The sequence below is a fragment of the Rugamonas fusca genome (assembly GCF_014042365.1).
GTDB classification, from domain to species: Bacteria; Pseudomonadota; Gammaproteobacteria; order Burkholderiales; family Burkholderiaceae_D; genus Rugamonas; species Rugamonas fusca.
This window is the reverse complement of sequence record NZ_JACEZS010000018.1, coordinates 51641-77512: the sequence shown is the minus strand read 5'-3', so window position 1 is coordinate 77512 and position 25872 is coordinate 51641. Positions and strand designations below refer to the sequence as shown.

Annotated in this window: 19 protein-coding genes and 2 riboswitches; of the genes, 9 read left to right on the top strand and 10 right to left on the bottom strand. The window is 65.2% G+C overall.

What is annotated here, in order from left to right:
- Positions 1 to 15: 15 nt before the first annotated feature.
- From gcvP to gcvT, 3 genes are all read right to left on the bottom strand, one after another.
- The gene (gcvP, locus tag H3H36_RS19220) at positions 16 to 2910 is read right to left on the bottom strand and encodes an aminomethyl-transferring glycine dehydrogenase (protein WP_182219708.1); all 2895 of its coding nucleotides are present in this window, start codon (positions 2908 to 2910) and stop codon (positions 16 to 18) included.
- Positions 2911 to 3002: 92 nt separating this feature from the next.
- Complete coding sequence (gene gcvH / locus H3H36_RS19215; protein ID WP_182162264.1) at positions 3003 to 3380, bottom strand: glycine cleavage system protein GcvH; 378 nt, start codon at positions 3378 to 3380, stop codon at positions 3003 to 3005.
- Positions 3381 to 3422: 42 nt separating this feature from the next.
- The gene (gene gcvT, locus H3H36_RS19210) at positions 3423 to 4544 is read right to left on the bottom strand and encodes a glycine cleavage system aminomethyltransferase GcvT (RefSeq protein WP_182219707.1); all 1122 of its coding nucleotides are present in this window, start codon (positions 4542 to 4544) and stop codon (positions 3423 to 3425) included.
- A 76-nt stretch (positions 4545 to 4620) separates the two neighbouring features.
- Positions 4621 to 4725, bottom strand: a riboswitch (glycine riboswitch).
- A gap of 17 nt (positions 4726 to 4742) precedes the next feature.
- Positions 4743 to 4829: riboswitch (glycine riboswitch) on the bottom strand.
- A gap of 153 nt (positions 4830 to 4982) precedes the next feature.
- On the opposite strand from gcvT, the gene H3H36_RS19205 reads away from it, so the two are divergent.
- Positions 4983 to 5543: an ATP-dependent Clp protease proteolytic subunit gene (locus tag H3H36_RS19205; RefSeq protein ID WP_182219706.1), complete on the top strand. Its 561-nt coding sequence runs from the start codon at positions 4983 to 4985 to the stop codon at positions 5541 to 5543.
- 371 nt (positions 5544 to 5914) lie between these two features.
- Positions 5915 to 8209, top strand: coding sequence for a DUF1631 family protein (locus tag H3H36_RS19200; RefSeq protein ID WP_311196660.1), 2295 nt, complete (start codon positions 5915 to 5917; stop codon positions 8207 to 8209).
- 160 nt (positions 8210 to 8369) lie between these two features.
- On the opposite strand, the gene hmpA is transcribed toward H3H36_RS19200, so the two are convergent.
- Positions 8370 to 9551 (bottom strand): NO-inducible flavohemoprotein, encoded by a 1182-nt coding sequence (hmpA, locus tag H3H36_RS19195; RefSeq protein ID WP_182219704.1) that lies wholly within the window; start codon positions 9549 to 9551, stop codon positions 8370 to 8372.
- A 192-nt stretch (positions 9552 to 9743) separates the two neighbouring features.
- Between hmpA and H3H36_RS19190 the strand changes: the two genes are divergently transcribed.
- The 7 genes from H3H36_RS19190 (at position 9744) to H3H36_RS19160 (ending at position 20057) form a co-directional block, all read left to right on the top strand.
- Positions 9744 to 10376 (top strand): phosphatase PAP2 family protein, encoded by a 633-nt coding sequence (locus H3H36_RS19190; RefSeq protein ID WP_182219703.1) that lies wholly within the window; start codon positions 9744 to 9746, stop codon positions 10374 to 10376.
- A 190-nt stretch (positions 10377 to 10566) separates the two neighbouring features.
- A complete protein-coding gene (smc, locus tag H3H36_RS19185) occupies positions 10567 to 14094 on the top strand; it encodes a chromosome segregation protein SMC (RefSeq protein ID WP_182219702.1) in 3528 nt (1175 codons plus the stop codon).
- Positions 14091 to 15221, top strand: coding sequence for a cell division protein ZipA C-terminal FtsZ-binding domain-containing protein (locus H3H36_RS19180; RefSeq protein WP_182219701.1), 1131 nt, complete (start codon positions 14091 to 14093; stop codon positions 15219 to 15221). Before smc ends, H3H36_RS19180 begins: the two co-directional genes overlap by 4 nt.
- 10 nt (positions 15222 to 15231) lie before the next feature.
- Positions 15232 to 17637, top strand: coding sequence for an NAD-dependent DNA ligase LigA (gene ligA, locus H3H36_RS19175; RefSeq protein WP_229219989.1), 2406 nt, complete (start codon positions 15232 to 15234; stop codon positions 17635 to 17637).
- Positions 17634 to 18560, top strand: coding sequence for a UTP--glucose-1-phosphate uridylyltransferase GalU (galU, locus tag H3H36_RS19170; RefSeq protein ID WP_182219700.1), 927 nt, complete (start codon positions 17634 to 17636; stop codon positions 18558 to 18560). The genes ligA and galU overlap by 4 nt, the downstream gene beginning before the upstream one ends.
- Positions 18557 to 19093, top strand: a complete 537-nt coding sequence (def, locus tag H3H36_RS19165) for a peptide deformylase (protein ID WP_182219699.1) — start codon at positions 18557 to 18559, stop codon at positions 19091 to 19093. The genes galU and def overlap by 4 nt, the downstream gene beginning before the upstream one ends.
- A 10-nt stretch (positions 19094 to 19103) precedes the next feature.
- A complete protein-coding gene (locus tag H3H36_RS19160) occupies positions 19104 to 20057 on the top strand; it encodes an ion channel (protein WP_182219698.1) in 954 nt (317 codons plus the stop codon).
- 14 nt (positions 20058 to 20071) lie between these two features.
- Here the strand turns inward: H3H36_RS19160 and H3H36_RS19155 are convergent, their stop codons facing one another.
- From H3H36_RS19155 to H3H36_RS19130, 6 genes are all read right to left on the bottom strand, one after another.
- A complete protein-coding gene (locus H3H36_RS19155; protein ID WP_182219697.1) occupies positions 20072 to 22285 on the bottom strand; it encodes a DUF3141 domain-containing protein in 2214 nt (737 codons plus the stop codon).
- A 48-nt stretch (positions 22286 to 22333) separates the two neighbouring features.
- The gene (locus H3H36_RS19150; protein WP_182219696.1) at positions 22334 to 22687 is read right to left on the bottom strand and encodes a phasin family protein; all 354 of its coding nucleotides are present in this window, start codon (positions 22685 to 22687) and stop codon (positions 22334 to 22336) included.
- 140 nt (positions 22688 to 22827) lie between these two features.
- A complete protein-coding gene (locus H3H36_RS19145; protein ID WP_182219695.1) occupies positions 22828 to 23247 on the bottom strand; it encodes a hypothetical protein in 420 nt (139 codons plus the stop codon).
- Positions 23248 to 23376: 129 nt separating this feature from the next.
- Positions 23377 to 23940 carry a PEP-CTERM sorting domain-containing protein gene (locus H3H36_RS27125; protein WP_229219988.1) on the bottom strand — a complete coding sequence of 188 codons (564 nt, stop codon included), beginning with the start codon at positions 23938 to 23940 and terminating at the stop codon, positions 23377 to 23379.
- A 249-nt stretch (positions 23941 to 24189) separates the two neighbouring features.
- Positions 24190 to 24861 (bottom strand): flagellar brake protein, encoded by a 672-nt coding sequence (locus H3H36_RS19135; RefSeq protein ID WP_182219738.1) that lies wholly within the window; start codon positions 24859 to 24861, stop codon positions 24190 to 24192.
- A gap of 246 nt (positions 24862 to 25107) precedes the next feature.
- Positions 25108 to 25857: a pseudouridine synthase gene (locus tag H3H36_RS19130; protein ID WP_182219694.1), complete on the bottom strand. Its 750-nt coding sequence runs from the start codon at positions 25855 to 25857 to the stop codon at positions 25108 to 25110.
- Between the last annotated feature and the right edge of the window lie 15 nt (positions 25858 to 25872).

Genomic DNA, 25872 nt, shown 5'->3' with positions numbered 1-25872 from the left:
CATACAACCTGGCGCTTACTCGTAATCGCTCATCGGCGCGCAGCCGCAGAACAGGTTACGGTCGCCGTACACGTTGTCGGCGCGGCCGACTGGCGGCCAGTATTTCTGCTTGCGCAGCGATGGCACGGGGTAGGCCGCCACTTCGCGGCTGTACTTGTGCTCCCAGGTGTCGGCCGTCAGCATTTCGGCCGTGTGCGGCGCGCCCTTGAGCGGGTTGTCGGTGCGGTCGAATTCGCCCGATTCCACTTTCGCGATCTCCATGCGGATGGCGATCATGGCGTCGATGAAGCGGTCCATCTCGGCCTTCGATTCGCTCTCGGTCGGCTCGATCATCAGCGTGCCCGGCACGGGGAAGCTCATGGTCGGGGCGTGGAAGCCGAAGTCCATCAGGCGCTTGGCCACGTCCTCGTTGCTGATGCCGGTGGCGTCCTGCAGCGGACGCAGGTCCAGGATGCACTCGTGCGCCACCAGGCCGTCGTGGCCCGAGTACAGCACCGGGTAGTGCGGCGCCAGGCGGCGGGCGATGTAGTTGGCCGCCAGGATGGCCGTCTCGGTGGCAGCCGTCAGGCCTTCCGCGCCCATCATGGCAATGTACATCCACGAGATCGGCAGGATGCTGGCCGAGCCGAAGGCCGCCGAGCTGACGGCGCCGATGCCGGCTCCGTCCGCATCGCGCTGGTAGCCGGTCGAACGCTGGTTAGGCAGGAACTTGGCCAGGTGCGCGCCCACGCCGATCGGACCCACGCCAGGGCCGCCGCCGCCGTGCGGGATGCAGAAGGTCTTGTGCAGGTTCAGGTGCGACACGTCGCCGCCGAAGCTGCCCGGCGCGGCCACGCCCACCAGCGCGTTCATGTTGGCGCCGTCGATGTAGACCTGGCCGCCGTGGCTGTGGATGATCTGGCACAGTTCCTGGATGCCTTCCTCGAACACGCCATGGGTCGATGGGTAGGTCACCATCACGCAGGCCAGGTTCTTCGAGTGTTGCTCGGCCTTGGCCTTCAGGTCGGCCAGGTCGACGTTGCCGCTGGCGTCGCAGGCCGTCACCACCACCTGCATGCCGACCATGTTGGCCGAGGCAGGGTTGGTGCCGTGCGCCGACGACGGGATCAGGCAGATGTTGCGATGGCCTTCGCCACGCGACTCGTGGTAAGCCTTGATCACGAGCAGGCCGGCGTATTCGCCTTGCGAGCCGGCGTTAGGCTGCAGCGACACGGCCGCGTAGCCGGTCAATGCGCACAGCATCTCTTCCAGCTGGGAGATCATCTCGCGGTAACCCACGGTTTGCGCGTCCGGCGCGAACGGGTGGATGTTGGAGAACTCGGGCCAGGTCACGGGCACCATCTCGCTGGTGGCGTTCAGCTTCATGGTGCACGAACCCAATGGGATCATGGTGCGGTCCAGCGCCAGGTCCTTGTCGGCCAGGGCGCGCAGGTAGCGCAGCATTTCGTGTTCCGAGTGGTAGCGGTTGAACACGGGGTGATCCAGGTAGCTGCTGGTGCGGTTCAGCGCGGCCGGGAAGGCGTCGGCCACCGACGCTTCGATCGCGTCGAACGCGGGCTTGGCGCCGTTGGCGCCGTCGGCGAAGATGGTCCACAGCAGTTCGATGTCGTCACGCGTGGTGGTCTCATCCAGCGAGACGCCGACGTGGTTGGCATCGACCTTGCGCAGGTTGACGCCGTTGGCCACGGCCACCGCGTGCAGCTGGTCGGCGCGCGCCGTCTGCACGGTCAGCGTGTCGAAGTAGCTGTCGTTGGCCAGCGTGTAGCCCAGCGCTTTCAGGCCGGCGGCCAGCACGCCCGTGTAGCGGTGCACGCGCTGGGCGATCTGGCGCAGGCCGGCGGGGCCGTGGTAGACGGCGTACATGGACGCGATCACGGCCAGCAGCACTTGCGCGGTGCAGATGTTGGAGGTGGCTTTCTCGCGGCGGATGTGCTGTTCGCGCGTCTGCAGCGCCAGGCGGTAGGCCTTGTTGCCCTGCGAGTCGATGGTCACGCCGACCAGGCGGCCCGACATGCTGCGCTTGAATTCGTCGCGGGTGGACAGGTAGCCGGCGTGCGGGCCGCCGAAACCGAGCGGCACGCCGAAGCGCTGGCTGTTACCGACGACGACGTCGGCGCCCCATTCGCCCGGCGGGGTGAGCATGGTCAGGGCCAGCAGGTCGGCCGCCACCACCACCATCGCGCCACGCGCCTTGACGGCGGCCACGGCTTCCCTGTAGTCGCGCACCACGCCGTTCACGCCAGGGTATTGCAGCAGCACGCCGAAGCACTCGGGCAGGCCGGCCAGTTCGGCCGGCGCGAAGCCGCGCACTTCAATCCCCAGCGGCTTGGCGCGTGTTTCCACCACTTCGCGCGTTTGCGGCAGCACGTCGTCGGCCACGTAGAACACGTTCGATTTCGATTTGCCCACGCGCTGGATCAGCGTCATGGCTTCGGCGGCGGCCGTGCCTTCGTCGAGCATGGAGGCGTTGGCGATGCCCATGCCGGTCAGGTCGGTGATCACCTGCTGGAAGTTCAGGATCGCTTCCAGGCGGCCTTGCGAGATCTCCGGCTGGTAGGGCGTGTAAGCCGTGTACCAGGCCGGGTTCTCGAAGATATTGCGCAGGATGACGCCTGGCGTGTGGGTGTTGTAGTAGCCCTGGCCGATCAGCGACTTGAGCACCTTGTTCTTGGATGCGATGGCCTTCAGCTTGCCCAGCGCTTCCTGCTCGGGCATGGGGGCGCTGTACTGGCCCAGCGGCAGCGCGCTCTGGTTGCGGATGTTGGCGGGCACGAGGGCGTCGATCAGCGCGGCGCGCGAGGCGTAGCCGAGCACGGCCAGCATGGCTTGCTGGTCGGCGGCGTCGGGGCCGATGTGGCGGGCCTGGAAGGCGTCGCGGGCTTCAAGTTGGGAAAGGCTGGTGCGGGTCATGATGTATCAGGGCGAAAAAGAGGAGAGGGTGCCGGCGGGGACGGCGGACGGGAACAAAAAAGGCCAGCGCGAACGCTGGCCTGGTTACCGTCTTAGGCGGTGGCCTTGCCGTAGGCGGCCGCGTCCAGCAGGCCGTTAATGGCGTTGGCATCGGCTGGCTTGATCTTGAACATCCAGGCGGCGTAGGCGTCGGCGTTGATCGACTCGGGGGCGTTGACCACGTCCTCGTTCACGGCCACCACTTCGCCGGCCACGGGAGCGTAGATGTCGCTGGCGGCCTTGACCGATTCCACCACGGCCGCGTCGTCGCCGGCGCCGTAGGTGGCGCCCACTTTCGGCAGTTCGACGAAGACGATGTCGCCCAGCGCATCCTGTGCGTACTCGGTGATGCCGACGGTGACGGTGCCGTCAGCTTCCAGGCGTACCCACTCGTGGGACTCGGTGTACTTCAGGTCTGCAGGGATGTTCATGTGTGGCTCCAGAGGTAAGTGTTTGTTAAATAGTTTTTGGGGTCAGGCGACGAGGATTTTACCGTTACGTACGAACGGCAGCTTGACGACCGAGGCGGCCAGCTTCTTGTCGCGGATTTCCACGTGCACGGTGTCGCCCACGGCCACGCCCATCGGCACGCGCGCCAGCGCGATCGCTTGCTGCATGGTGGGGCTGAAGGTGCCGCTGGTGATCTCGCCGGTGGCGTCGCTGCCGGCCACGATGACTTTCTGGTGGGCGCGCAGCACGCCGCCTTTTTCGCGCAGCACCAGGCCCACGAACTGGGCGTTCTGGCCCATTTCCTCCAGCGCGGCCTTGCCGATGAAGTCGCGCGGCGACACCAGGTCGATGGTCCAGGCCAGGCCCGCGTCCAGCGGGTTGACGGTTTCGTCCATGTCCTGGCCGTACAAATTCATGCCCGCTTCCAGGCGCAGCGTGTCGCGCGCGCCCAGGCCGGCCGGCTTGACGCCGGCGGCGGCCAGCGCGTTCCACAGGGCCACGGCCTGTTCGGCGGCCACGCCGATTTCAAAACCGTCTTCGCCCGTGTAGCCGGTGCGCGCCACCATCGCCTCGCCGAACACGGCGCTGTGGGCGAAGGCCACGTTGAAGGGCTTCATGTCGGCCGTCGCGGCCTGGGCTTCGGGGATCACTTGCCATACCTTGGCGCGCGCGTTCGGGCCCTGCACGGCGATCAGGGCCATGGCGTTGGCGCCGTCGCGGCGCTGGGTGATGGTCAGGCCGCTGTTGGTGGCCGTGTTCTGCGCCTGCATCCAGGCCACGTCCTTCTCGGCCGTGCCGGCGTTGACCACCAGGCGGAACCAGCTCTCGTTGATGAAGTAGACGATCAGGTCGTCGATCACCTTGCCTTGCGGGTTGAGCATGCACGAGTACAGGGCCTTGCCCGACACTTGCAGCTTGTCGACGTTGTTGGCCAGCAGGCCGCGCAGGAAGGCGCGCACGTTGTCGCCCTTGATGTCGACCACGCACATGTGGGCCACGTCGAACATGCCCACGTCGGTGCGCACGGCATGGTGTTCCTCGATCTGCGAACCGTAGTTGACGGGCATGTCCCAGCCGCCGAAATCGACCATGCGGGCGCCCGCGTCGCGGTGGGCTTGATTGAGCGGGGTGGTTTTGAGCGTCATGTATTCCTCGGTCCAAAGGTGAAAGGGTTAACGGAGCAGACAAGGAAGAGCTAACGCAGCTTCTCCACGTGTGATCGCAGACCCCTCTGTCCTTGGTACCTGAGAGATAACGGGATGGTTCCCGTGCGCCCCTTCGGTGGGCCGCCGGCATGTGCCGCGGCCGCTCTCCAGAGTTGAGCCAGGCGCTTGCGCGCGCCGGTCCCTTGATCGGTCCTTTTGCCTGAGAGTTTGTGGGTAGTGCCCCTTCGGCGGCTGCGCAGGTCAGCCCTCTCCCGATCAAGACTCGGAAATATATGCCAGAAGGGCCTTGCTGTCAATAAAACCAGTCGTCGGCGCGCCTGCTGTGTGGTCTTGCCGGGCGCGCACGAATGGCGCGCGGTGGCGGACTCGATGACCGCCGTTTTGCTAAAATTGCCCAAACAACCTGCGGGTGCGGCCATGAACGAAGAGCGCGATCAATTCGAAGGGCATGCCTGGTTTACCTTGTCCGGCGACGTCAACAGCGATATGGTGCGGCGCGTGTTCGACGCGGTCGCCGACATGACGGAAGACCGGGTCGGCACGGCCCATATCCTGATCCAGTCCAATGGCGGCTACGTCAGCGACGGCATCTGCCTGTACAACTACCTGAGCAACCTGCCGATCCGCTTCATGACCTACAACGCCGGCGCCGTGGCGTCGATCGCCGTCATCGTGTTCCTGGCCGGCGAGCGGCGCTACGCCAGTGAGACGGCCCGCTTCATGGTGCACAAGTCGCACGCCAGCGCGCCCCACGGCGCCCGGCCCGACGCGTTGCGCATCATCGTGGAAGGCTTGCAGGCCGACGACGCGCGTACCGAACAGATCATCCGCGCGCACGTGCGCCTGACGGACGAGCACTGGCGGATCCACGCTTATTCCGATTTGCACCTGACGGCCAGCGAGGCGCAGGCCGTGGGCCTGGTGGACGAGGTGCAGGACTTCGCCCCGCCCAAGGGGCTGCGCGTGACCAATATTTGAGGCTGACCGCGCCGGCGACCGTCAACTTTCGGCCAATCCGGCCGTTATTACTTTTCTCCTCCGTAATTATGTGTTGCATTTTAGGTAATTCCTGCGTGCGACTGGCGCGCCGGTCCATGGGCCCGCGCGTGCCGTGGCTGATTTGCTCTGGTTAAGAAATAACCATGGGAAAGTGCGTTGGATTTGATGGTCAGCGTGAAAATGTGAGAAATATCTCCGATTATTTCTTTTTGGCTATTGCCATGTGGCAATACTGTGCAAGAATAGGGTAAAGCGGCGAAATTCCCGGTCCGGCTGCCAAGCTGGCTGATGCCGCCGCACCAGACAACCCGTCAGCAGGCGATAAAATGATGGCAACTTCAACAACTACTGTGGCACCGAAAAAGACGGTCTCGCCGCGGCATGCCTTGTTGGAGGAGCTGATCGGTATCGCCGTCAAGCAGGCTGGCGACCAGTTCCCCGACTTCGCCAACCGCCTGGCGGCCGCCTTGATCGACGCCACCCAGGGCGATCCCGCGCAGATGCAGCAGCGCATCAAGGCTGGCAACCTGCTACATCATGGCAATGCAGCGTTCCAACACCTGGCCACGGCCACGCTGGAAAAATCGTTGCGCAAGGAAATCGCGTTGCTGTCGCCGGCCGCCAAGCCCAAGGCCGCCAAGAAGACGGAAGCGCTCAGCCTCGTGCCCTACGAGGAAATGGACACCAAGGTGGCGCTGGGCAGCGTCAGCAAGCCGTTCGAAACCCTGTACGCTGACGCGCTGCAGACGCTCAACGTGCGCCTCGCCTTCCTGCTGGATCGCGACATCCTGCGCGGCAACCAGAATCCGTTCCGCCCAGAAGTGTTCCTGTCCGCCGTGCAGCAAGCGTGGCTGGATTTCGACCCGTCGCCGGAATCGGCCGGCCTGTTGCAGCCGCTGCTCAAACCGGGCATGTTCATCGAACTGGGCCCCATGCTGGAAGCGCTCAACCTGACCTTGCAGCGCAAGGGGGTATTGCCCGGTTCGGTGGACGGCTACAAGAGCCGCAAGGCCGACCGCGCCTCGCCCGCGGCCCCGCCGCGCGTGCGCGCCAACCAGGCCGTACTGGCCCAGCAGTTGCGCCAGTTCTTTGGCGCCGCCGAACCGCAGGAAGACATCGACCTGACCATCCCCGACCTGCCCAACGTGCCGATGGCGCCCGACAGCGCCTGGACGCAGGGCGCCGCCCAAGGCTTCCATGGGGCCATGCACAACGAAAGTGCCCAGCGCCTGTCGCAGGTGGCGGCCAAGCGGCCCTTGCTCGGTTATCTGGCGCAGTTACAGAAGAAAAGCGTGCCGACCGGACTGGCGCCGGCCGGCGTGGGGGGCGCGGTGGCCGGTGGAGTTGGCAGCGGGGGCGGCCTGTCCGATATGCTGCACGGCTTTGGCGAGCCAGGTGCTGGCAATGTGTTTTACTTGCCCGCCATTAAGCAGAACCTGCCGCAGGGCAGTTTGTCGCGCACCGACGAAAGCACGATAGACCTGCTGTCGGCCATCTTCGAGACGGTGTTCCGCGACCAGAATATTTCGCAGGAAATCCGCGACCTGATCCGCTTCCTCCAGATTCCCGTGCTCAAGGCGGCGCTGGTGGACAAGAATTTCTTCTTCCAGGAAGCCCACCCTGCGCGGCGCCTGATCGATTTGCTGTCGCGCATGGGCTGGGAACAGCGCAAGGGGCCGGACGATCCCTTGTTCCAGGCCATGCAGCGTAGTGTGGACCGGGTGGGGCGCGATTACGACCATGAGCTGTCCGTGTTCACGGAAGCGGTCAATGAACTGGAGGCGTCGATCAAGGCCGAGGAAGCGGCCGCCGCCACCGCCATCGCCGAGCCGATCGCCGCCGCGCTCAAGCAGGAACGCATGGCCGAGGCCAGCAAGTCGGCCAAGAACGCGGTCGCGCTGCGCATCGGCACCGGCGAAGTGATCGCCGTGGTGGAAGCGTTCCTGGAAAACAAATGGGTGTCCGTGCTGACCATCGCCTACAGCGTGGAGCAGGACAAGCCAGGTGCGGTCGAGAACGCCACGCGCACCATGGACGACCTGATCTGGAGCGTCAAGCCCAAGCTCAACGCGGACGACCGCAAGCAATTGATCGCCAAGCTGCCCGGCCTGCTGTCCACGCTCAACAAGTGGCTCGACGTGATCAAGTGGCAGGATGCGGACCGGCTGCAATTTTTTGCCGAGCTGGCCGAGTGCCACGCGTCCATCGTGCGGGCGCCGCTGGAACTGAGCCCGGAGCGGCAAGTGGAAATCGCCATGGAAGCGGCCCAGCGGGCCACGGAACGCCGGCTGGAACTGCAGGCCAAGGCCGCCGCCGAACCGCCGCCCCCGCCGCCCGACGACGATGCCGCGATCGAGGTCGACAGCCTGGCGCGTGGCATGTGGCTGGGCTTTACGCAGGAGGACGGCAGCCAGCGCAAGGTCAAGCTGGCGTGGATCAGTCCCTTGCGCACGCTGTACATCTTCTCCACGGCGGCGCGGCAGGAAGCGTTCTCCATGTCCGGCGAACAGCTGGTCAAGCATTTCCGCGAGAACACCGTGCAACTGATCCGTGCCGATGGCGTGGTGTCCGTGGCGCTGTCGCAAGCGCTGGAGCAGGGCGCCGTCAACGATGAGGCGATGGACGAAGCCGAAACCGCCGCATAACCCAAAGCAAAATCGGGGACGTAACACCATTTTCCCGCAAGGGAATACTGTGTTACGTCCCCGATTTGTCGGCAAAGAAAAATCAGGGACGTAACACCATTTTTCCGGAAGGGAATATCTTGTTACGTCCCCGATTTTTCTGGGGGGATAGTCGGGATGCTTAGTTGAGTGCGGCGGCGGGGCCGAAGAACTCGTAGTGGGTCTGCGTTTCCGGCACGCCCAGTTCACGCAGCGCGTGCTTGACCGTCTTCATGAACGGCGTGGGGCCGAGGAAGTAGGCGTCCACATCGCGCGTTTCCGGCATCCACTTGGCCAGTTGGGCGCTGTCGATCAGGCCCACGGCGTCGGGCGCCGGATGGGCCTCGTGGGGCTCGGCGTAGATGTAGTGGCGGCGCAGGTTGGCGTGGCGTTCGGCCAGCTGGTCCACCTGGTCGCGGAACGCATGCACGGCGCCGTTGCGGGCGGCGTGGATGAAGTGGATGGGGCGGCCTGACTTCACGGCCTTGCTCAGCATGGCCAGGGTGGGGGTGATGCCCACGCCGCCGCTGATCAGCACGATCGGACGGGCGCTGTCGGCCAGCGTGAAGTTGCCCGACGGCGGGAACAGTTCCACCGTGTCGCCTTCCTGCACCTGCTCGTGCAGGTAGCCCGACATCTTGCCGCCCGGCTCACGCTTGACGCTGATCTGGTAATCGCGGCCATTGCTTTCGGCCGACAGCGAATACTGGCGGCGCTGCTCGCTGCCATCGACCATGGCGCGGATGCCGATGTACTGGCCGGGCTGGAATTCCATGACGGGCTGGCCGTCGGCCGGACGCAGCACGAAGGTCGTGATCTCGGCGCTCTCCACGCGCTTTTGCGCCACCACAAAGGCGCGCGCGCCTTCCCAGCCACCTTTTGCGGCGGCCTGGGCCTGGTAGGTCTGGCCTTCGATGCCGATCAGCAGCTCGGCCAGTTGGCCGTAGGCGGCGCCCCAGGCTTCGAGCACGGCGTCGGTGGCCGTCTCGGCGCCCAGCACTTCGCGGATCGCCTTCAGCAGGCTGGCGCCCACCATGGGATAGTGTTCAGGCAGGATGCGCAGCGCCACGTGCTTGCTGACGATGGTGTTGACCAGCGGTCCCAGCGCTTCCAGTTTGTCGATGTGCTTGGCGTACATGAGGATGCTGGTGGCCAGGGCGCGCTGCTGGTCGCCGCTATGCTGGTGCGCCTGGTTGAAGTAGGGCAGCACTTCAGGATAGTCCTGGAACAAGGTGCGGTAGAAGTGGCGGGTCAGGGCTTCACCGCCTTGTTCGAGGATGGGGACGGTGGCGGTGACGATGGCGCGGTGCGACTGGGACAGCATGACGACTCCTTTGGGTTAAACATGCATGTAGTATGCCGCTTTTTCTTGATCTGTGTCAAGAGAATCGGTATTTCATTTACTTCTATTTTTATGCAATATTGACGCACGGAAATATCCCTCGTGGCCTCGGCGATGTGGTTAAATGATGTTGCGCTGCAATGCGCGCGCAACGTTTTCTTTTTGGTGGTGTAAATGATCTGGTGGCAAAGCTTGAGCGTGTTGGGCAGTCTGGCGGTGACCGGCCCCATCGGCGTGGCCATCGCCGTCTGGCTGCTGGCCGGCAAGTCGTGGCGGCTCACGTTATCGTGGTGCCTGCTGTTTGGCGCCGGCATGGCGCTGGTGGTGCTGACCAAGGTGGCCTTTATCGGCTGGGGCGTCGGGGTGCCCTCGCTGGAATTCGCTGGCTTCAGCGGCCATGCGATGCGGGCCGCCGCCGTGTTCCCCGTCGCGTTCTACCTCGCGTTCCGGCGCTGGGACTTGCCGCACCGCCAGCTGGCATTGATGGCCGGCATCCTGGTGGCCATGCTGATCGCCGTCGCGCGCGTGTATGTGATGGCCCATTCCGTGTCCGAGGCGGTCACTGGCTGCCTGCTGGGCCTGGTGGTGGCGGCCGCCTTCATCTGGCATGCCAGCACGGAAAACCACATGGCCCTGAGCCGGGTGCTGATGGCCTTGTGCATCCCCGTGCTGCTGGTGGCGCCGCGTGTCGAACCCCTGCCCACCGAGCAATGGATGACGCAACTGGCGCTGTTGCTGTCGGGGCATGACCGTCCCTACACGCGCAGCCTGTGGCGCGGGCCCGGCCCGCGCAGCGTATTGCGCTAAGGCAGGACGCACGCAGGGGCGCAATGCGTGTTTTTGGCCAGAATAGATGGACGAAATGGTATGATAGGCCACTTTTCATTTGGCTAATGCACGGTGATGCCTAGCGCCGCCGCACGCCTTCCACCAACCATCGATCGTTTGCTTGAGTTTGATTAATTGAGGCCGCCTGCGGCCTGGAACAGTTCACAACGTGCGTCTATCTTCCATTAAATTGTCGGGATTTAAGTCTTTCGTCGATCCCACCAATTTCCAGGTCCCCGGTCAGCTGGTCGGTGTGGTCGGCCCCAATGGTTGCGGCAAGTCGAACATCATCGACGCCGTGCGCTGGGTGCTGGGCGAATCGAAGGCGTCGGAACTGCGCGGCGAGTCCATGCAGGACGTGATTTTCAACGGTTCCACCCACCGCAAGCCGGCTGGCCGCGCGTCGGTGGAGCTGGTGTTCGACAATAACGACGGCAAGGCCTCCGGCCAGTGGGGCCAGTACGCGGAAATCGCCGTCAAGCGCACGCTCACGCGCGACGGCACCTCGACTTACTACATCAACGGCCAGCCCGTGCGGCGGCGCGACATCCAGGATATCTTCCTGGGCACGGGCCTGGGGCCGCGCGCCTACGCGATTATTGGCCAGGGCATGATCGCCCGCATCATCGAGTCGCGCCCGGAGGAATTGCGCGTGTTCCTCGAGGAAGCGGCGGGCGTGTCGAAATACAAGGAACGCCGGCGTGAAACGGAAAACCGGCTGCACGACACGCGCGAGAACCTGCTGCGGGTGGAAGACATCCTGCGCGAGCTGAACGCCAACCTGGAAAAGCTGGAAGCCCAGGCGGCCGTGGCCACCAAGTTCCACGCGCTGCAAGCGGACCAGGAAGAAAAGCAGAAACTGCTGTGGCTGCTGCGCAAGACGGAAGCGGAAAACGAGCAGAAGAAATATTTCCGCGACATGGAGCAGGCCCAGACCGACCTGGAGGAACAGACGGCCAAGCTGCGCCACGTGGAACTGTCGCTCGAGCAGATGCGCCAGGCCCACTTCGCCGTGGGCGATCGGCTGCACACGGCCCAGGGCCATCTGTACCAGACCAACGCCGAGATCGGCAGCCTGGAAGCGCAGATCAAGTTCGTGCTCGAATCGCGCACCCGCTTGCAGGCCCAGCTGGCCACCCTGACAGCCCAGCGCGACCAGTGGCAAAGCCAGGCCCAGGAATACACGGAACAGATCGAGGAAGCGGAATTCAACCTCGAGGAATTGTCGGCCAAGGTCGAACAATCGCAAATGATGGCCGAGCAGAAGGCCGAAGCCTTGCCGGCCATGGAGCAGGCGTGGCGCGAAGCCCAGGTCAAGAGCACGGAATCGCGGGCCCGCATCATGCAGGCCCAGCAGCAACTGGAATTGGAATCGGCCCACCAGCGTAACGCCTCCAACATCCTGTCCGGCCTGGCCACGCGGCGCGAGCGCTTGCAGCAGGAAAAGACCGGCCTGAGCCTGCCCGACAGCAGCCACCTGGCCAACCTGAAGCTGCAGCTGGAGGAAAAGCAGCAGGCGCAGGAGGAACTGGGCTACCACCTCGAGGAGGCGCTGGAACAGCAGCCGAAACTGGAAGCGGAACGCCAGGCCGCGCAAGCCCAGGTCAACACGGAAACGGCCGCCAACGCCCAGCTCGAAGCGCGCCTGAACGCGCTGCGCCAGATGCAGGAACGGGTGCAAACCCAGGGCAAGGTGCAGCCGTGGCTGCAAAAGCACGAGCTCGACGCGCTGCCGCGCCTGTGGCAAAAACTGAACGTGGTAGCGGGCTGGGAGACGGCGCTCGAATCCGTGCTGCGCGAACGCACTTCGGCCTTGCAGATGTCGAACATCGACTGGGCCAAGGCTTTCTTCAGCGATGCGCCACCGGCCAAGCTGGCCCTGTACGCGCCCTCGACGGCCGTGCCGCCGGCGCCGCAGGAAGTGCCCGGCCTGACGCCATTTCTGAACCTGCTCAAGCTTAACGATCCGGGCCTGCGCGCCGTGCTGCAGGACTGGCTGCACAACGTTTATTCGGCCGAGGACACGGCCAGCGCCTTCGCGGAGCGGGGCAGGTTGCCGGCCGGCGGCTGTTTCGTCACGCGCCAGGGCCACGTGATCACGCAAGGCAGCGTGCGCTTTTACGCGGCCGACGCCGAGCAGGACGGCATGCTGGGCCGCCAGCAGGAAATCGACAACATCACCAAGCAGTTGCGGGCCCAGCAGATGCTGGCCGACGAGGCGCGCGCGCGCGCCGTGCGGGCCGAGGCGGCCGTGGCCAACCATGCGCGCCAGCTCACCGAGTACCGCGCCCGCAGCCAGAGCCTGACCCAGTCCGTGCACACGCTGCAACTGGAAGTGCTCAAGCTGTCCGAGATCGAAGCGCGCTTCAACCAGCGCAGCAACCAGATCGAAACGGACCTGGCCGAGATCGCGGCCCAGGAAGCGGAGCAGATGCAGATCAAGCTGGAATCGGAAGAAAAATTCGAACAGCTGGACATGGCGCTGGGCACGCTGCAAGGCGAGCACGAGGATGGCCAGACGGCCTTCCTGCAACAGGAGCAGCGGCTGGCCGACGCGCGCGAACAGCTGCGCGAGCTGGAACGGGCCGCGCAGGAAGCCCAGTTCGCCGAAAAATCCCAGCGCAGCAAGATCGAGGAATTGCGCCGCAATATCGCCACCGCCACCACCCAGGCCACGCAGGTGGCGTCCAGCCTGGCAGCGGGCCAGCAGGAACTGGCCAGCCTGGAATCGGGCGCGGCCAACGATGGCTTGCAGGACTTGCTGCAACGCCGGACGGAACAGGAGAAAGCGCTGTCGGACGCGCGCCACGAGCTGGACCAGATCACCCAGCAACTGCGCTCGTCCGAGGAGCAGCGCATGCAGGCCGAACGCAGCCTGCAACCGCAGCGCGACAAGATCATGGAAATGCAGCTCAAGGAACAGGCCGCGCGCCTGAACCAGGAGCAGTACGCGGCCCAGCTGGCCGAAGTGAACGCGGACGAGGCGGCCCTGTCCGAGAAGCTGCACCCGGACATGAAACCATCCTACCTGCAAGGCGAGGTGACCAGGCTCAGCAACGCCATCGCCGGCCTGGGCGCCGTCAACCTGGCCGCGCTCGACGAGCTGGCCCAGGCGTCCGAACGCAAGCAATTCCTGGACGCCCAGAACGCCGACCTGACCGAGGCCATCAACACGCTGGAAGATGCGATCCAAAAGATCGACAAGGAAACGCGCGAACTGCTGCAAGACACCTTTGACCGCGTCAACGGCCACTTCTCCGAGCTGTTCCCCATCCTGTTCGGCGGCGGCCAGGCCAAGCTCATCATGACGGGCGATGAAATCCTCGACTCCGGCGTGCAAGTGATGGCGCAGCCGCCGGGCAAGAAGAACGCCACCATCCACCTGCTGTCGGGCGGCGAGAAGGCGCTCACGGCCACGGCGCTGGTGTTCTCCATGTTCCGCCTGAACCCGGCGCCGTTCTGCCTGCTCGACGAGGTCGACGCGCCGCTGGACGACGCCAACACGGAACGTTTCTGCCGCATGGTCAAGCGCATGTCGGACCAGACCCAATTCCTCTTCATTTCGCACAACAAGATCGCGATGGAGATGGCCAATCAACTGATCGGTGTGACGATGCAAGAGCAGGGCGTATCGCGCATCGTGGCGGTGGACATGGAAGCCGCCGCCAATTTTGCTTCCGAGGCACAAGCAGCATGACAGATCTTCAACTGAGTTTAATCGGCGCCGGTGGCGTGTTCATCGTCGGTGTGTTCAGCTACAACAAGTGGCAGGAGTACAAGGCCAAGAAAAGCGTGGAACGGGCGTTCGCCTCCGACCATGACGACGTGCTGATGCGCGCCGGCGACGCTCCTGTGCCGCGCCAGGAACCGAGCTTCTCGCTCGATGGTGCGGCGCCCGGCGTGGCTGGCGGCGAAGCGACGGCCGCGGCCGCCGCCTTGAGCGCCGTCGCCGGCCAAGCCCAGTACGGCGACGGCCAGGCCGCGCCCGCCGCCCCCACGGCGGAAACGGCGGCCAGCCTGGCCGAGCAAGCCACCAACCTGGTCGATCCGCTGATCGACTGCCTGCTGCCGCTGGCGCTGGAAACGCCCGTGCGCGGCGAAAAAATCCTGCCCGTGCTGCAAACGTTGCGGCTGGTGGGCAACAAGCCGGTGCACTTCATTGGCCTGGCCGTCAGCGGCGACTGGGAACCTATCGTCCACGGCGGGGTCTATACGAAATTGCAAGGTGGCGTGCAGCTGGCCAGCCGCACCACGGCACTGAACGAGCTGGAATATTCGGAACTGGTCACGCGCCTGCGCGCCATGGCCGACGAGATCGGCGCCGAGCCGGAAATCCCGGACATGATCGAGGTGATGGCCGAGGCCCGCAACCTGCACCGTTTCGTGGCCGGCCACGACGCGCAACTGGGCGTGAACCTGCAAAGCAATGGCGCGCCATGGGCCATCGCCACGCTGCTGGGCGCGCTGGAAAAGAAAGGTTTCGACGTGCGTCCCGATGGCCGCTTCGTGATGCCGGACGGCGAGGGCGGCTACCTGTTCTCGCTGTCGACCAACGTCACGCTGGCCGAGGAAACCACGTCGCGCCTGACGCTGCTGCTGGACGTGCCCTGCGTGGCGCCGGCCCGCGACGGCTTCGGCGCCATGGTGGCGTGCGCCAAGTCGCTGGTGGCGCGGCTGGACGCGACCATCGTCGACGATTACAACACGCCGCTCAGCGATGCGGCACTGGAAGAAATCAAGGGCCAGGTGCAGGATTTCTACGCCGAGATGGAAGCGTCCGATATCCCGGCCGGTTCCTCGCGCGCGCTGCGCGTGTTCAGCTGAAAGCAGGGTAATGAGCAATACGCAACACAACACGGACATGACGGCAGTGGCGGCCCGGATGGCCGCCCTGGGCGCGGAGCTGAACAAGCACCTGCACGCCTATCATGTGCTGGACGCGCCCACCATCCCGGACGCGGAGTACGACAAGCTGTTCCTGGAATTGCAGCAACTGGAGGCGGCCCATCCCGAGCTGGCCCAGCCCGACTCGCCCACCTTGCGCGTGGGCGCGCCGCCGCTGCCCCAGTTCGAGCAGGTCACGCACGCCGTGCCCATGCTGTCGCTGAACAACGGTTTCAACGATGAGGACATCGTCAACTTCGACCGCCGCGTGCGCGAAGGGCTGGATGCGGTGCAGGTCGAATACGCGGCCGAGGTCAAGTACGACGGCCTGGCCATCAACCTGCGCTACGTCGATGGCGTGCTGGTGCAGGCCGCCACGCGCGGCGATGGCTACACGGGCGAGGATGTGACGGCCAACGTCAAGACCATCCGCAGCATCCCGCTGCGCCTGGACACGCCCCATCCGCCGGCCGTGCTCGACGTGCGCGGCGAAGTGCTGATGTTCAAGGCCGATTTCGAGCGCATGAACGAGCGCCAGCGCGCCGCCGGCCACAAGGAATTCGTCAATCCGCGCAATGCGGCGGCCGGCACCTTGCGCCAGCTCGATTCGCGCATCACCAGCCAGCGCAAGCTGAGCTTTTTCGCCTACGGCATCGGCGCGCTGGAAGGGGCGCCCATGCCCGAGTCCCATTCGGCGCTGCTGGACTGGTACCGCACGCTGGGCCTGCCCGTGGCGCGCGAGGCCTCTGTCGTGCATGGCGTCGATGGCTTGCTGGGCTACTACCGCACCATCGGCGCCAACCGTCCCAACATGCCCTATGAAATCGACGGCGTCGTGTACAAGGCCAACCGGCTGCAGGACCAGCGCGTGCTTGGCTACGTGTCGCGCGCGCCCCGCTTTGCGCTGGCCCACAAGTTCCCGGCCGAGGAAGCGCTGACGACGGTGCAGGCGATCGAAGTGCAGGTGGGTCGCACGGGCGCCATCACGCCCGTGGCGCGGCTGGCCTCTGTCTTCGTCGGGGGCGTCAACGTCACCAACGCCACGCTGCACAACGAGGACGAAGTGCGCCGCAAGGATGTGCGCGTGGGCGACACGGTGATCGTGCGCCGCGCCGGCGACGTGATTCCCGAAGTGCTGGCCGTGGTGCTGGACAAGCGCCCGCAGCCGGCGCCGCCGCCATACGAGCTGCCCAAGCATTGCCCCGTGTGCGGTTCGCACGTGGTGCGCGAGGAAGATGAAGCCATCGCCCGCTGCTCGGGTGGGTTGTTCTGCTCGGCCCAGCGCAAGGAGGCGATCCGCCACTTCGCCGGCCGCCGCATGATGGACATCGAAGGCCTGGGCGACCGCTACATCGACAACCTGGTGGAAGCGGGCCTGGTGCACGGCGTGTCGGACCTGTACCGGCTCACGCTGGACGACCTGCTGAAAATGAAGCGGCTGGCCGATGAGCGCGACGGCACCACGCCCGAGACTGTCCAGCAAGGCAAGGTGGCCACCAAGTGGGCCGAGAACCTGCTGGAGGCGATCGCCGCCGCCAAGCGCCCGCCGCTGGAACGGCTGTTGTTCGCGCTCGGCATCCGCCACGTGGGCGAATCGACGGCCAAGACCCTGGCCGAATGGCTGGGCCGCTTCGAGCTGGTGCGGCGCGCGCCCGTGGCGCTGCTGCGCGTGCTGCCTGATATCGGCGGCACGGTGGCAGAATCGATCGCGGATTTTTTCGCCGAACCCAAAAACCAGCAAGCCATCGATGCGCTGCTGGCCGAAGGCGTGCAGCCGCAGGGCGAACATGCGCCCAGCGCCAAGCTGCGCGAGCGGCTCGATACGGTCAAGCTGCTGGCCGCGCTGGCCATTCCCAAGTTGACGGAGCCGCGCAGCAAGCAGCTGGTGGAGCAGGGCGTCACGCTGGAAGCGCTGGCCTACCTGAAGATCTTCGACGTGTTCGGCCTGCCGGCCGCCGTGGCCGAGGCGCTGCGCGACTGGATGGAGCAGCCCGGCCACCGCGAACAGCTGCTGGCGCTGGATGCCTTGCGCACGGACCTGCTGGCGCAGATGCCGGCCGCGGCCGCCGTGGTGGAAAGCGCCTTGAGCGGCAAGACCTTTGTCCTGACGGGCACCTTGCCCAACCTGAGCCGCGACCAGGCGGCGGCCCTGATCGAGGCGGCCGGCGGCCGCGTGGCCGGTTCCGTGTCCAAGAAGACGGGCTACGTGGTGGCCGGGGCCGACGCCGGCAGCAAGCTGGCCAAAGCGCAGGAACTTGATCTGGCGATCCTCGACGAAGCGGGCTTGCTGGCATTATTGGCGTTACATGGGCAGCCCGCGGCGGCTGCCGCAACAGACAATGGAAGTGTGGCATGACGAAGAAAATTACCAAGGCAGTATTCCCGGTGGCAGGACTGGGCAGCCGGTTCCTGCCCGCGACCAAGGCCCAGCCCAAGGAAATGCTGCCCATCGTGGACAAGCCGCTGATCCAGTATGCGGTGGAAGAGGCGGTGGCGGCCGGCATCACGGAGATGATCTTCATCACGGGCCGCAACAAGCGCGCCATCGAAGACCACTTCGACACGGCCTATGAGCTGGAATCGGAACTGGAAGCGGCCGGCAAGACCCGGTTGCTCGAATTCGTCCAGAACGTGATCCCCAAGCACGTCAACTGCATCTACATCCGCCAGTCCGCGCCGCTGGGCCTGGGCCATGCCGTGTTGTGCGCCCGTCCCGTGGTGGGCGACGACCCGTTCGCCGTGCTGCTGGCTGACGATTTCATGGACACGCCCGACGGCGTCAAGCCTGTGCTGGCCCAGATGACGGACTTGTACGCCTACGAGCGCTGCAGCGTGCTGGCGGTGCAGAACGTGCCGCGCAACGAAACCAAGCACTACGGTATCGTCAGCGCCTCGGCCTACCAGCCCAACCTGGAACTGGTGCACGGCATCGTGGAAAAGCCGCAGCCGGACGACGCGCCGTCCACGCTGGCCGTGGTGGGGCGCTACGTGCTGTCGGGCCGCATCTTCGACTACCTGGAGCACATCGGCGCCGGCACCGGCGGCGAGATCCAGCTCACGGACGGTATCGCCGCCCTGATGAAGGATGAACGTGTGCTGGCCTACCGCTACCAGGGCCAGCGCTACGACTGCGGCTCCAAGCTGGGCTACCTGAAGGCGACCACCGCCATGGGCTTGAAGCACGCCGAAATCGGCGACGCCTATTGCACCTTCCTGCGCGAAGTCCAGTGCCAGCTTAAAAGTGAGCAGCAAGGCGAGCAGGCCGGGGGCCAGCCATGACCGTGCGCGAGATCCTCAAGATGGGCGATCCGCGTTTGCTGCGGGTGGCCGAGCCGGTGCGCGAATTCGGCACGCCGGCCATGGAACGCCTGATCGCCGACATGTTCGACACCATGCACGCGGCCAATGGGGCCGGCCTGGCCGCGCCGCAGATCGGCGTCAACCTGCAACTGGTGATCTACGGCTTCAAGCAGAACACGCGCTATCCGGACGCGCCCCAGGTACCGGAAACGGTATTGATCAATCCCGTGCTCACGCCGCTGTCGGACGAACAGGAGGAAGGCTACGAGGGCTGCTTGTCCGTGCCCGGCCTGCGCGCCAGCGTGCCGCGCTGGACCCGGTTGCGCTACGTGGGCGTGGACCAGTTCAACCAGCCCATCGTGCGCGAGGTGGATGGCTTCCACGCGCGCGTGGTGCAGCACGAGGTGGACCACCTGCACGGCATCCTGTACCCGATGCGCATCAAGGACTTCTCCCGGTTCGGCTTCACCGACGTGATGTTCCCTGACCGCGATCCCAACGACGACGATTGAGCGGGGCACGATGAGCGCAGAGCCAGTCAAGGGGCCGTTGCGGCCCAAGGTGGGCGCCGAGCGGGGCACCTTCCGCATGGGCAATTCGCGCATCAAGCGCATCGGCCTGCCGCGCTGGTACTGGGCCGACATCTACCACTGGATGCTGACGCTCACGTGGACCCGCTTCTTCCTGTTGTTTTCCACCATCTACGTGCTGACCAACCTGCTGTTCGCCAGCGCGTTCTACCTGGTGCCCGGCTCCGTCGCCAACGCCCGCCCGGACTCTTACCTCGATACCGTGTTCTTCTCGATCGAGACGCTGGCCACGGTGGGCTATGGCTACATGAATCCGGGCAGCACCTACGGCCACGTGGTGGCGTCCATCGAGATCATGCTGGGCATGGTGGAGGTGGCGGTGGTCACGGGCCTGCTGTTCGCGCGCTTCTCGCGGCCCACGTCGCGCATCATGTTTTCCGATTCGGCCGTTATCACGCCGTTCAATGGCGTGCCCACGCTGATGCTGCGGGCCGGGAACGAACGCTCCAACCTGATCCTGGAAGCGTCCGTGCGGGCCTCGCTGGTGCGGCGCGAGACGACCCAGGAGGGCCAGTTGTTCACTCGCTTCTACGATCTCAAGCTGGAACGCGACCAGACCACCGTGTTCGCGCTCACGTGGACCATCATGCACCGCATCGACGAGAGCAGCCCGCTGTGGGGCAAGACGCGCCAGGACCTGATCAACGAGGGGACGACGCTGACGGTGGGCGTGTCCGGCACGGACGACACGCTCAATGACTTCGTCCACGCGCGCCAGAGCTATTCGGCCGAGCACATCTTCTTCAACCACCACTTCGCCGACATCCTGTCCGACAAGCAGGAAGGCGACCTGCGCATCCTCGACTTCAGCAAGTTCCACGACATCTATCCCGATGGCAGCGAAGGCGGCACCATGCCCGGCGCCGCCGTGGCCCATCCCGGCTAAGCGGCGGCACGCCTTTACATCTCCGGCCCCGGTTCGCTGACGGCCGGGGCGGCCGTCTCGTCCACCTGCAGGATGGCCGCCACGTGCTGCAGCCGCAAGCGTTTTTCCTCCTTGATCGGCCCGCTGCGGGCCAGCAGGCCGCGCGCCAGGTGCAGCGCTTCGCGCCGCTGGGCCAGCGTGGGCAGCAGCACGCGCAAGCCTTGCAGGGCGCGCTCTTCGTCCAGCCGTACCAGGTAGGTCTGCAGGTTGACGGCGTGTTTGAGCTGGTTCAGCGTGATGGTCTGGTCCAGCCCCCGTTCGCGCATCAGCTGGCGGATGCCGTCGTATGGCCGCTTGTCCACCACGCCCACGCCGCTGGCCACGTAGATCACCAGCCGCAGGAAGCCCGATTCCTGGCTGCCCCGTTCGAACCACGTCTCGCGTTCGGCGCGGCGCAGGCGCAGCAGTTCGTCCTGCTCGCGGCTGCGCCCACGGGGACGGTTCAGGTGCGGCGCGTTGGGCGCCAGGCCCACCAGCGCCGCCGTCAGCGGCGATTCGTAGACGGCCTTGAACAGGTTCTCGCAGGCGCTGTCGCGCAGGTCGCGGTAGCTGTCCCACAATTGTCCGATCATGGTGCTGGCCTGTTGTTCGGCCTGCAGCAGCGGGTTGTCGGGCGCCACCGGGCGGCGCTGGGCGCGCACGGCTTCGGCCAGCGGCGCCACGGCCTTGACGAAGGGATTGCTGTCCGAGATCAGGTGCCGCTCCAGCCGCGCCCAGTTCAGGTTGCGGTAGACGGCGGCCGTCGTCTCGTTGGACATGGCGCGCACGGCCGGCGAGACGAAACGGTCGTACATGGCCTGGTTGACCTGGGCCACGCGGCGCACCACTTCGAACGCGCGCTCGTCGTCGCGCCCTTCACCGAGCGCCAGGATGTCGCTCACTTCGCGCGGCTCGAAGCGGATCACGTAGCGCCCGCTGGCAAATTCCAGGCCCGGCATGTCCGGGTGGGTGTCGGTGATGATGGCTTCGTACAGGCCCGGCGGCAGCACGTCGATCAGGTCCAGCGCGTTGGCCAGTTCCGTGTGCTCGCGGTTGGCCACGCCGGCCGACACGAAGATGCCCAGGTGGCCCACGTGCTCGTGCAGGAAGTAGACGATGGTCTGCTCGTTGTCGCGGATCTCGCCGGCGTTGGCGTACAGGTCCGGGATCCAGTTCAGCGCCTGCTGGGGCGGCGTGATGTTGTCGCCCCACGAGGCGAACACGATGATGGGCGAGCGGATGTGGCGCAGGTTGACCTGGCTGCGGCCGTCATCATGGAAGATTTCACCGGCGCTCAGGCGGTTGCCGACGAACAGGTTCTGGGTAATCCACTCCATTTCCTCCTTGTTGAGCAGGAAGTGGCCGCCCCACCAGCGCTCGAACTCCAGGAAGCGCTGGCGTTCCGTGTCGACCTTGGCGTACAGGCCGTAGGGCTTGTGCCAGTAGGTGTTGGCCGGGTCCAGCTGCTCGAAGTTGTTGACCAGGTGGGCGCCGTCGAACTTGCCGTTGCCCAGGTCGCCGGCCAGCGAGGCGGGCCAGGTGCCGCCCAGCAGGCCGCCCGTGTAGCGCATCGGGTATTTGCCGTGCACCCCGGACCAGTAGGAGATCGGCGAACCGGCCAGCAGGATGGGGCCCACCAGTTCCGGCTCCAGCGCGGCCAGCATCATCAGCGCCCAGCCGCCCTGGCAGTTGCCGATCACGAAAGGCTTGCCGGCGTCGCCCGGATGCAGGGCGTTGACCTTGGCCAGGAATACCCGCTCGGCCGCCGTCACGCATTCGACCGTCTGGCCCGGCACCGGCTGCGGGAAGAACATCACGAAGTAGCACGGGTGGCCCTGGCGCAGCGCGATGCCGATCTCGCTGTCGATCTTGGAGCCGCCGATGCCGGGGCCGTGGCCGGCGCGCGGGTCGATCACGACGAAGGGGCGCTTGTGCGGGTCGGTGGGCGGGCAGCCGGGCGGCGGCTTGATGGCGGCCAGCGCGTAGTTGGCCGGCCGTTCCAGCTTGCGGCCATCGACGATGATGTCGTAGTCGAACACCAGCACGGGCGGCTTGCCCGATTGCTCATGCTCGGCATAGATGTTGCCGCGCTCGCGCAGCACATCGAGGGTGAGGATGGAACGCTGCCATGCGTCGACCCAGTAGTCGAAGATGGACGAGGCGAGCGCAGGCGTGGCCGGCGTACCGGCTGGCGGGTCGGACAGGGACATGGAGCACTCCCGGGGGGGAATCGGTGGCCGGTATTCCGGCCGCTCGGGCTATTGTTTGTGGCTGCCAGCTTGCTGGGCCGCGCGGCTCAGGGCCGTTTGCGTCTCCAGCGTCAGTTCGGCCAGCTGGCGCCCGTAATCGACGGCCCGCTCCAGCGTGGGCGCCACCTGGGCGCTGGCCATGGCCAGCCACTCTTGCGGCGTGCTTGCCGCCAGCCGCTGGTGCATGGCTTTGGGGTATTCGTCGAGCACGCTGCGGATGGCGTCCATGTTGAGGGCGGTCAGTCTGGCCATGCTGTCGACCCCGCTTTGGGCCAGCGCGGTGACGAAATCGACTTGTGCTTCCACTTGTGCGCGGCTGGCCGCCGGCAATTGTGCGGTGAACTGTTCTGTTGCTGAAACCATGGAAGCCTCCTAGGTGTTTGCTGACAGTGTGTGGGTATGGCGCGTGGTCATTGTGGCATGGCGCGCGGGCGGGGGCAAGCGGCGCGCGCTATGCGGTATCAAGCCGGTAGCAAGCCGCGTCCAGCCCCGGCATGACGGCCCTAGGCCGCGCCCAGCAGGTCGCGCGCGTTCAGCAGCGCGTACACGATCTCGGGATGGCGGTCCAGGCAGCGCCGGATGGCGGCCGGGATGGTTTGCCGCGTCTTGCGGCACAGGCCCGGGCGTTCGGCCAGTTCGATCGTCAGGCCGCGCACCGTGCGCACGCCGTGCACGCTGGGCGTGATGCTGACGACCATGCCCAGCAACTGGTCCATGCGGGCCGTCATGTGCTGCAATTCCTCATAGCTGGCGACAGCTTCGATGCGGGCGACCAGGCGCTTTTCCTCCTCGCGCGTGAGGCGCAGGATGCGCACGTCCGTCTCGGGCGCGGTGTCCAGCGCGTCCAGCAGTCCGTCGCGCCCGCAGACGCAGGCGCCGGGCGGGCACTCCTGGCGTATCGGATAAGGCAATGCTTGCAGCATGGCGGCACGGGCGTGAGCGGACGGACTTTGATTCTACCGCGATGGACATCCAAAAAACACGGACAACATGTATGGACAAAAAAAACGCCCCTGGCGGGGCGTTTATGCTGCGGATGCGGCGTGTGGCGATCAGGCTGCCTTGCGGCGGCGGGCCAGGAAACCCACCAGGCCCAGGCCGGCCAGCAGCATGCCGTAGGTTTCTGGCTCAGGTACCGGCGAGATGAAGGCGCGATAGTTGCTCAGCTTGTCGCTGGTGAGGACGAAGTTCGCCGGCGCGGTGCTCCAGTGGAACAACATTTCGGCGCCGCCGAAGTGCACGGCCAGATAGCTGTTGTCCGCTGGATGCAAAGTGAAGGTCGGGTTGGCATTGGCGGCTGCGCCAGCGGTAAAGGAGCTGGTCTTGGTCAGGCCAAGGATGCCGCTATTGGGCAGACTGGCCAGAATGTCCGACACGCTGTTGGCGCCCAGGTTGGCGCCGTAGTAGGCAACGCTCACCGGCGAAGCGCTGAAGTCGGTGAACGTCACGGTGTGATTGCCGCCGAGGCTGAATGAGCCAAGGTTATTGCTGATGTTGACCAGGCTGGTAACGTCTACCCAGTTGCTGGCCGGAGGGGCCGCATAGGCGGACGTGGCAAGCACCAAGCCAGCGGCGGCCATAGCCAGTTTGACTGCTTTGGTCTTAATGTTGTTCATGTTATATCCCGTGTTTGTAGAGTGATAAATGACTGGCATCGCTCGCTATTCTGTCTGCGCTTCACATCTGCCAGCGGTGTGAATTTGAAGCAGTGAGGTCAGATTATCATAAGACAAACGGAATTTGCTATCTGCAAACAAAAATATTTGCGGATTTTGTTGCATACATGCTTATTTAATGGATTCAGGAGCAACAAAAATTACAGTGGCAGAAATGTTGCAAGCAACCCGCGCCGGATTTGCTGAAAATCAGCGGTTCTTTTCGGCGCTCAGTTTTTGCAGCAGCCGGGTCAGCTCTTCCTGCATCATCGGCGACAGGTTGATGAACTGGCAGCCGATCTGCACTTGCTCGCCGAGCAAGAATGAGCGGAAGGTGCGCGACAGCCGGATTTCCAGGTCGGCGATCATGACGGCGTCCGGCCCCAGTTCCAGCCGCACCCGCTGCAGCTTGCGGCCCACGTGCAGGCCCACGGCGTCACGCGGGGCGGCCCGCATGCCCACGCCGCCGGCGGAAAAGTCATACAGCTGCAATTCGTAGGGCTTGCCATTGAGCACGAACGAGGCCAGGAAGTACACGCCCAGCGGCGTTTCCAGGCGCTGGGCGGCGCGCCGGTTGAGGATCTGGCATTTCTCCGGGAACGTGGCCGGGATCAGGGTAGGGTGCTCGGCCAGCGGCGCCCAGTCGGGCGAGCTGAGCTTGAACTGCATCTTGGCGCTGCGCAGCCAGGCGACGAATACGGCTTCGCCGGGCGGCAGGATTTCGCCTTCATTCAGTTCCAGCACGAAATGGGGATGGTCGGGATCGACGGAACGGATACGGGCCATCACCACGTTGGTGCTGCTGTTGGGATAGATCGACACCGGATCGCCGGTCTCGGCCAGCATGGCCAGGGCGTCGCCGATGTCTTGCTCACTGTTCATCTCGTGCGGCTTGCTGCCGGCCGCGATCGGTTCTTGTGCGTCTTTCAGGCTTGGTGGACCACGACGGAACTGGCTGGGTAGTGGATTATTCACGACGGCATATCTCTTTGCAATTTTCGGGGGAAAAAGATGGTCTGCGAGGGTAGTTTACCCAGTATTGCCCGCGTTGGCTTGCAGAATAGCAAGAATCTTTCATCTAATGGCTTGCGGGCGCCACACGCGCCGTTGGTCGTGGACGGCGCCAGGTCAGAAGCGCTCGTCCGGGCGCAGGTAGCGCCATTGTCCGACAGGTAAGTCACCCAGTTTGACCTTGCCGATGCGTACCCGTTTCAAGCCCACCACCTTCAGGCCCACCATCTCGCACATGCGGCGGATCTGGCGCTTCTTGCCTTCGCGCAGGGTGAAGCTGAGCTGGTCCTCATTTTGCCAGCGCACCTTGGCCGGCAGCAGCGGCTTGCCGTCCATCCACAAGCCGTGATTGAGCTTCTTCAAGTCCGCATCGGGCAGCTTGCCGGGGCGCGTGTATTCCACCCGCACCAGGTATTCCTTGTCGATGTCCGTGTCGTGGCCGATCAGTTGCTTGGCCACACGGCCATCCTGGGTCAGCACCAGCAGGCCGACGGAATCGATGTCGAGCCGGCCGGCCGGCACCAGGCTGCGCAGCTGAGTGGGATGGAATTGTTCCGTGGCCGGGTCGTCGGCCCAGCGGTTCTCGGGCTTGATCAGGGCCACGGCCGGCTGGTAGCCGTCCTCGGCCTGGCCACTGACGTAGCCCATCGGTTTGTTGATCAGCACTGTCACGCGCTTCGATTGCTCGGCCGCAGCCTGGCGTTCCACCGTCACGCGCTGGCTCGGGTAGACCTTGCTGCCCAGTTCGGACACCACCTTGCCATCGACCCGCACCCAGCCGCGGGCGATCCATTCGTCGGCCTCGCGGCGCGAGCACAGGCCCAGTTCGGACATGCGTTTGGACAGGCGTAAAAGTTCTTCACTCATGTTGCATTGATTCTT

What these genes read in the sequence shown, in the direction of transcription:
- ligA (WP_229219989.1), top strand. Translation starts at nt 15,232, where the DNA reads ATGAGCAATACGCAACACAACACGGACATGACGGCAGTGGCGGCCCGG.
- H3H36_RS19205 (WP_182219706.1), top strand. Translation starts at nt 4,983, where the DNA reads ATGAACGAAGAGCGCGATCAATTCGAAGGGCATGCCTGGTTTACCTTG.
- H3H36_RS19155 (WP_182219697.1), bottom strand. Translation starts at nt 22,285, where the DNA reads ATGTCCCTGTCCGACCCGCCAGCCGGTACGCCGGCCACGCCTGCGCTC.
- H3H36_RS19135 (WP_182219738.1), bottom strand. Translation starts at nt 24,861, where the DNA reads ATGAACAGTGAGCAAGACATCGGCGACGCCCTGGCCATGCTGGCCGAG.
- H3H36_RS19180 (WP_182219701.1), top strand. Translation starts at nt 14,091, where the DNA reads ATGACAGATCTTCAACTGAGTTTAATCGGCGCCGGTGGCGTGTTCATC.
- H3H36_RS19190 (WP_182219703.1), top strand. Translation starts at nt 9,744, where the DNA reads ATGATCTGGTGGCAAAGCTTGAGCGTGTTGGGCAGTCTGGCGGTGACC.
- H3H36_RS19160 (WP_182219698.1), top strand. Translation starts at nt 19,104, where the DNA reads ATGAGCGCAGAGCCAGTCAAGGGGCCGTTGCGGCCCAAGGTGGGCGCC.
- galU (WP_182219700.1), top strand. Translation starts at nt 17,634, where the DNA reads ATGACGAAGAAAATTACCAAGGCAGTATTCCCGGTGGCAGGACTGGGC.
- H3H36_RS19150 (WP_182219696.1), bottom strand. Translation starts at nt 22,687, where the DNA reads ATGGTTTCAGCAACAGAACAGTTCACCGCACAATTGCCGGCGGCCAGC.
- H3H36_RS27125 (WP_229219988.1), bottom strand. Translation starts at nt 23,940, where the DNA reads ATGAACAACATTAAGACCAAAGCAGTCAAACTGGCTATGGCCGCCGCT.
- def (WP_182219699.1), top strand. Translation starts at nt 18,557, where the DNA reads ATGACCGTGCGCGAGATCCTCAAGATGGGCGATCCGCGTTTGCTGCGG.
- gcvP (WP_182219708.1), bottom strand. Translation starts at nt 2,910, where the DNA reads ATGACCCGCACCAGCCTTTCCCAACTTGAAGCCCGCGACGCCTTCCAG.
- gcvH (WP_182162264.1), bottom strand. Translation starts at nt 3,380, where the DNA reads ATGAACATCCCTGCAGACCTGAAGTACACCGAGTCCCACGAGTGGGTA.
- gcvT (WP_182219707.1), bottom strand. Translation starts at nt 4,544, where the DNA reads ATGACGCTCAAAACCACCCCGCTCAATCAAGCCCACCGCGACGCGGGC.
- H3H36_RS19130 (WP_182219694.1), bottom strand. Translation starts at nt 25,857, where the DNA reads ATGAGTGAAGAACTTTTACGCCTGTCCAAACGCATGTCCGAACTGGGC.
- H3H36_RS19145 (WP_182219695.1), bottom strand. Translation starts at nt 23,247, where the DNA reads ATGCTGCAAGCATTGCCTTATCCGATACGCCAGGAGTGCCCGCCCGGC.
- hmpA (WP_182219704.1), bottom strand. Translation starts at nt 9,551, where the DNA reads ATGCTGTCCCAGTCGCACCGCGCCATCGTCACCGCCACCGTCCCCATC.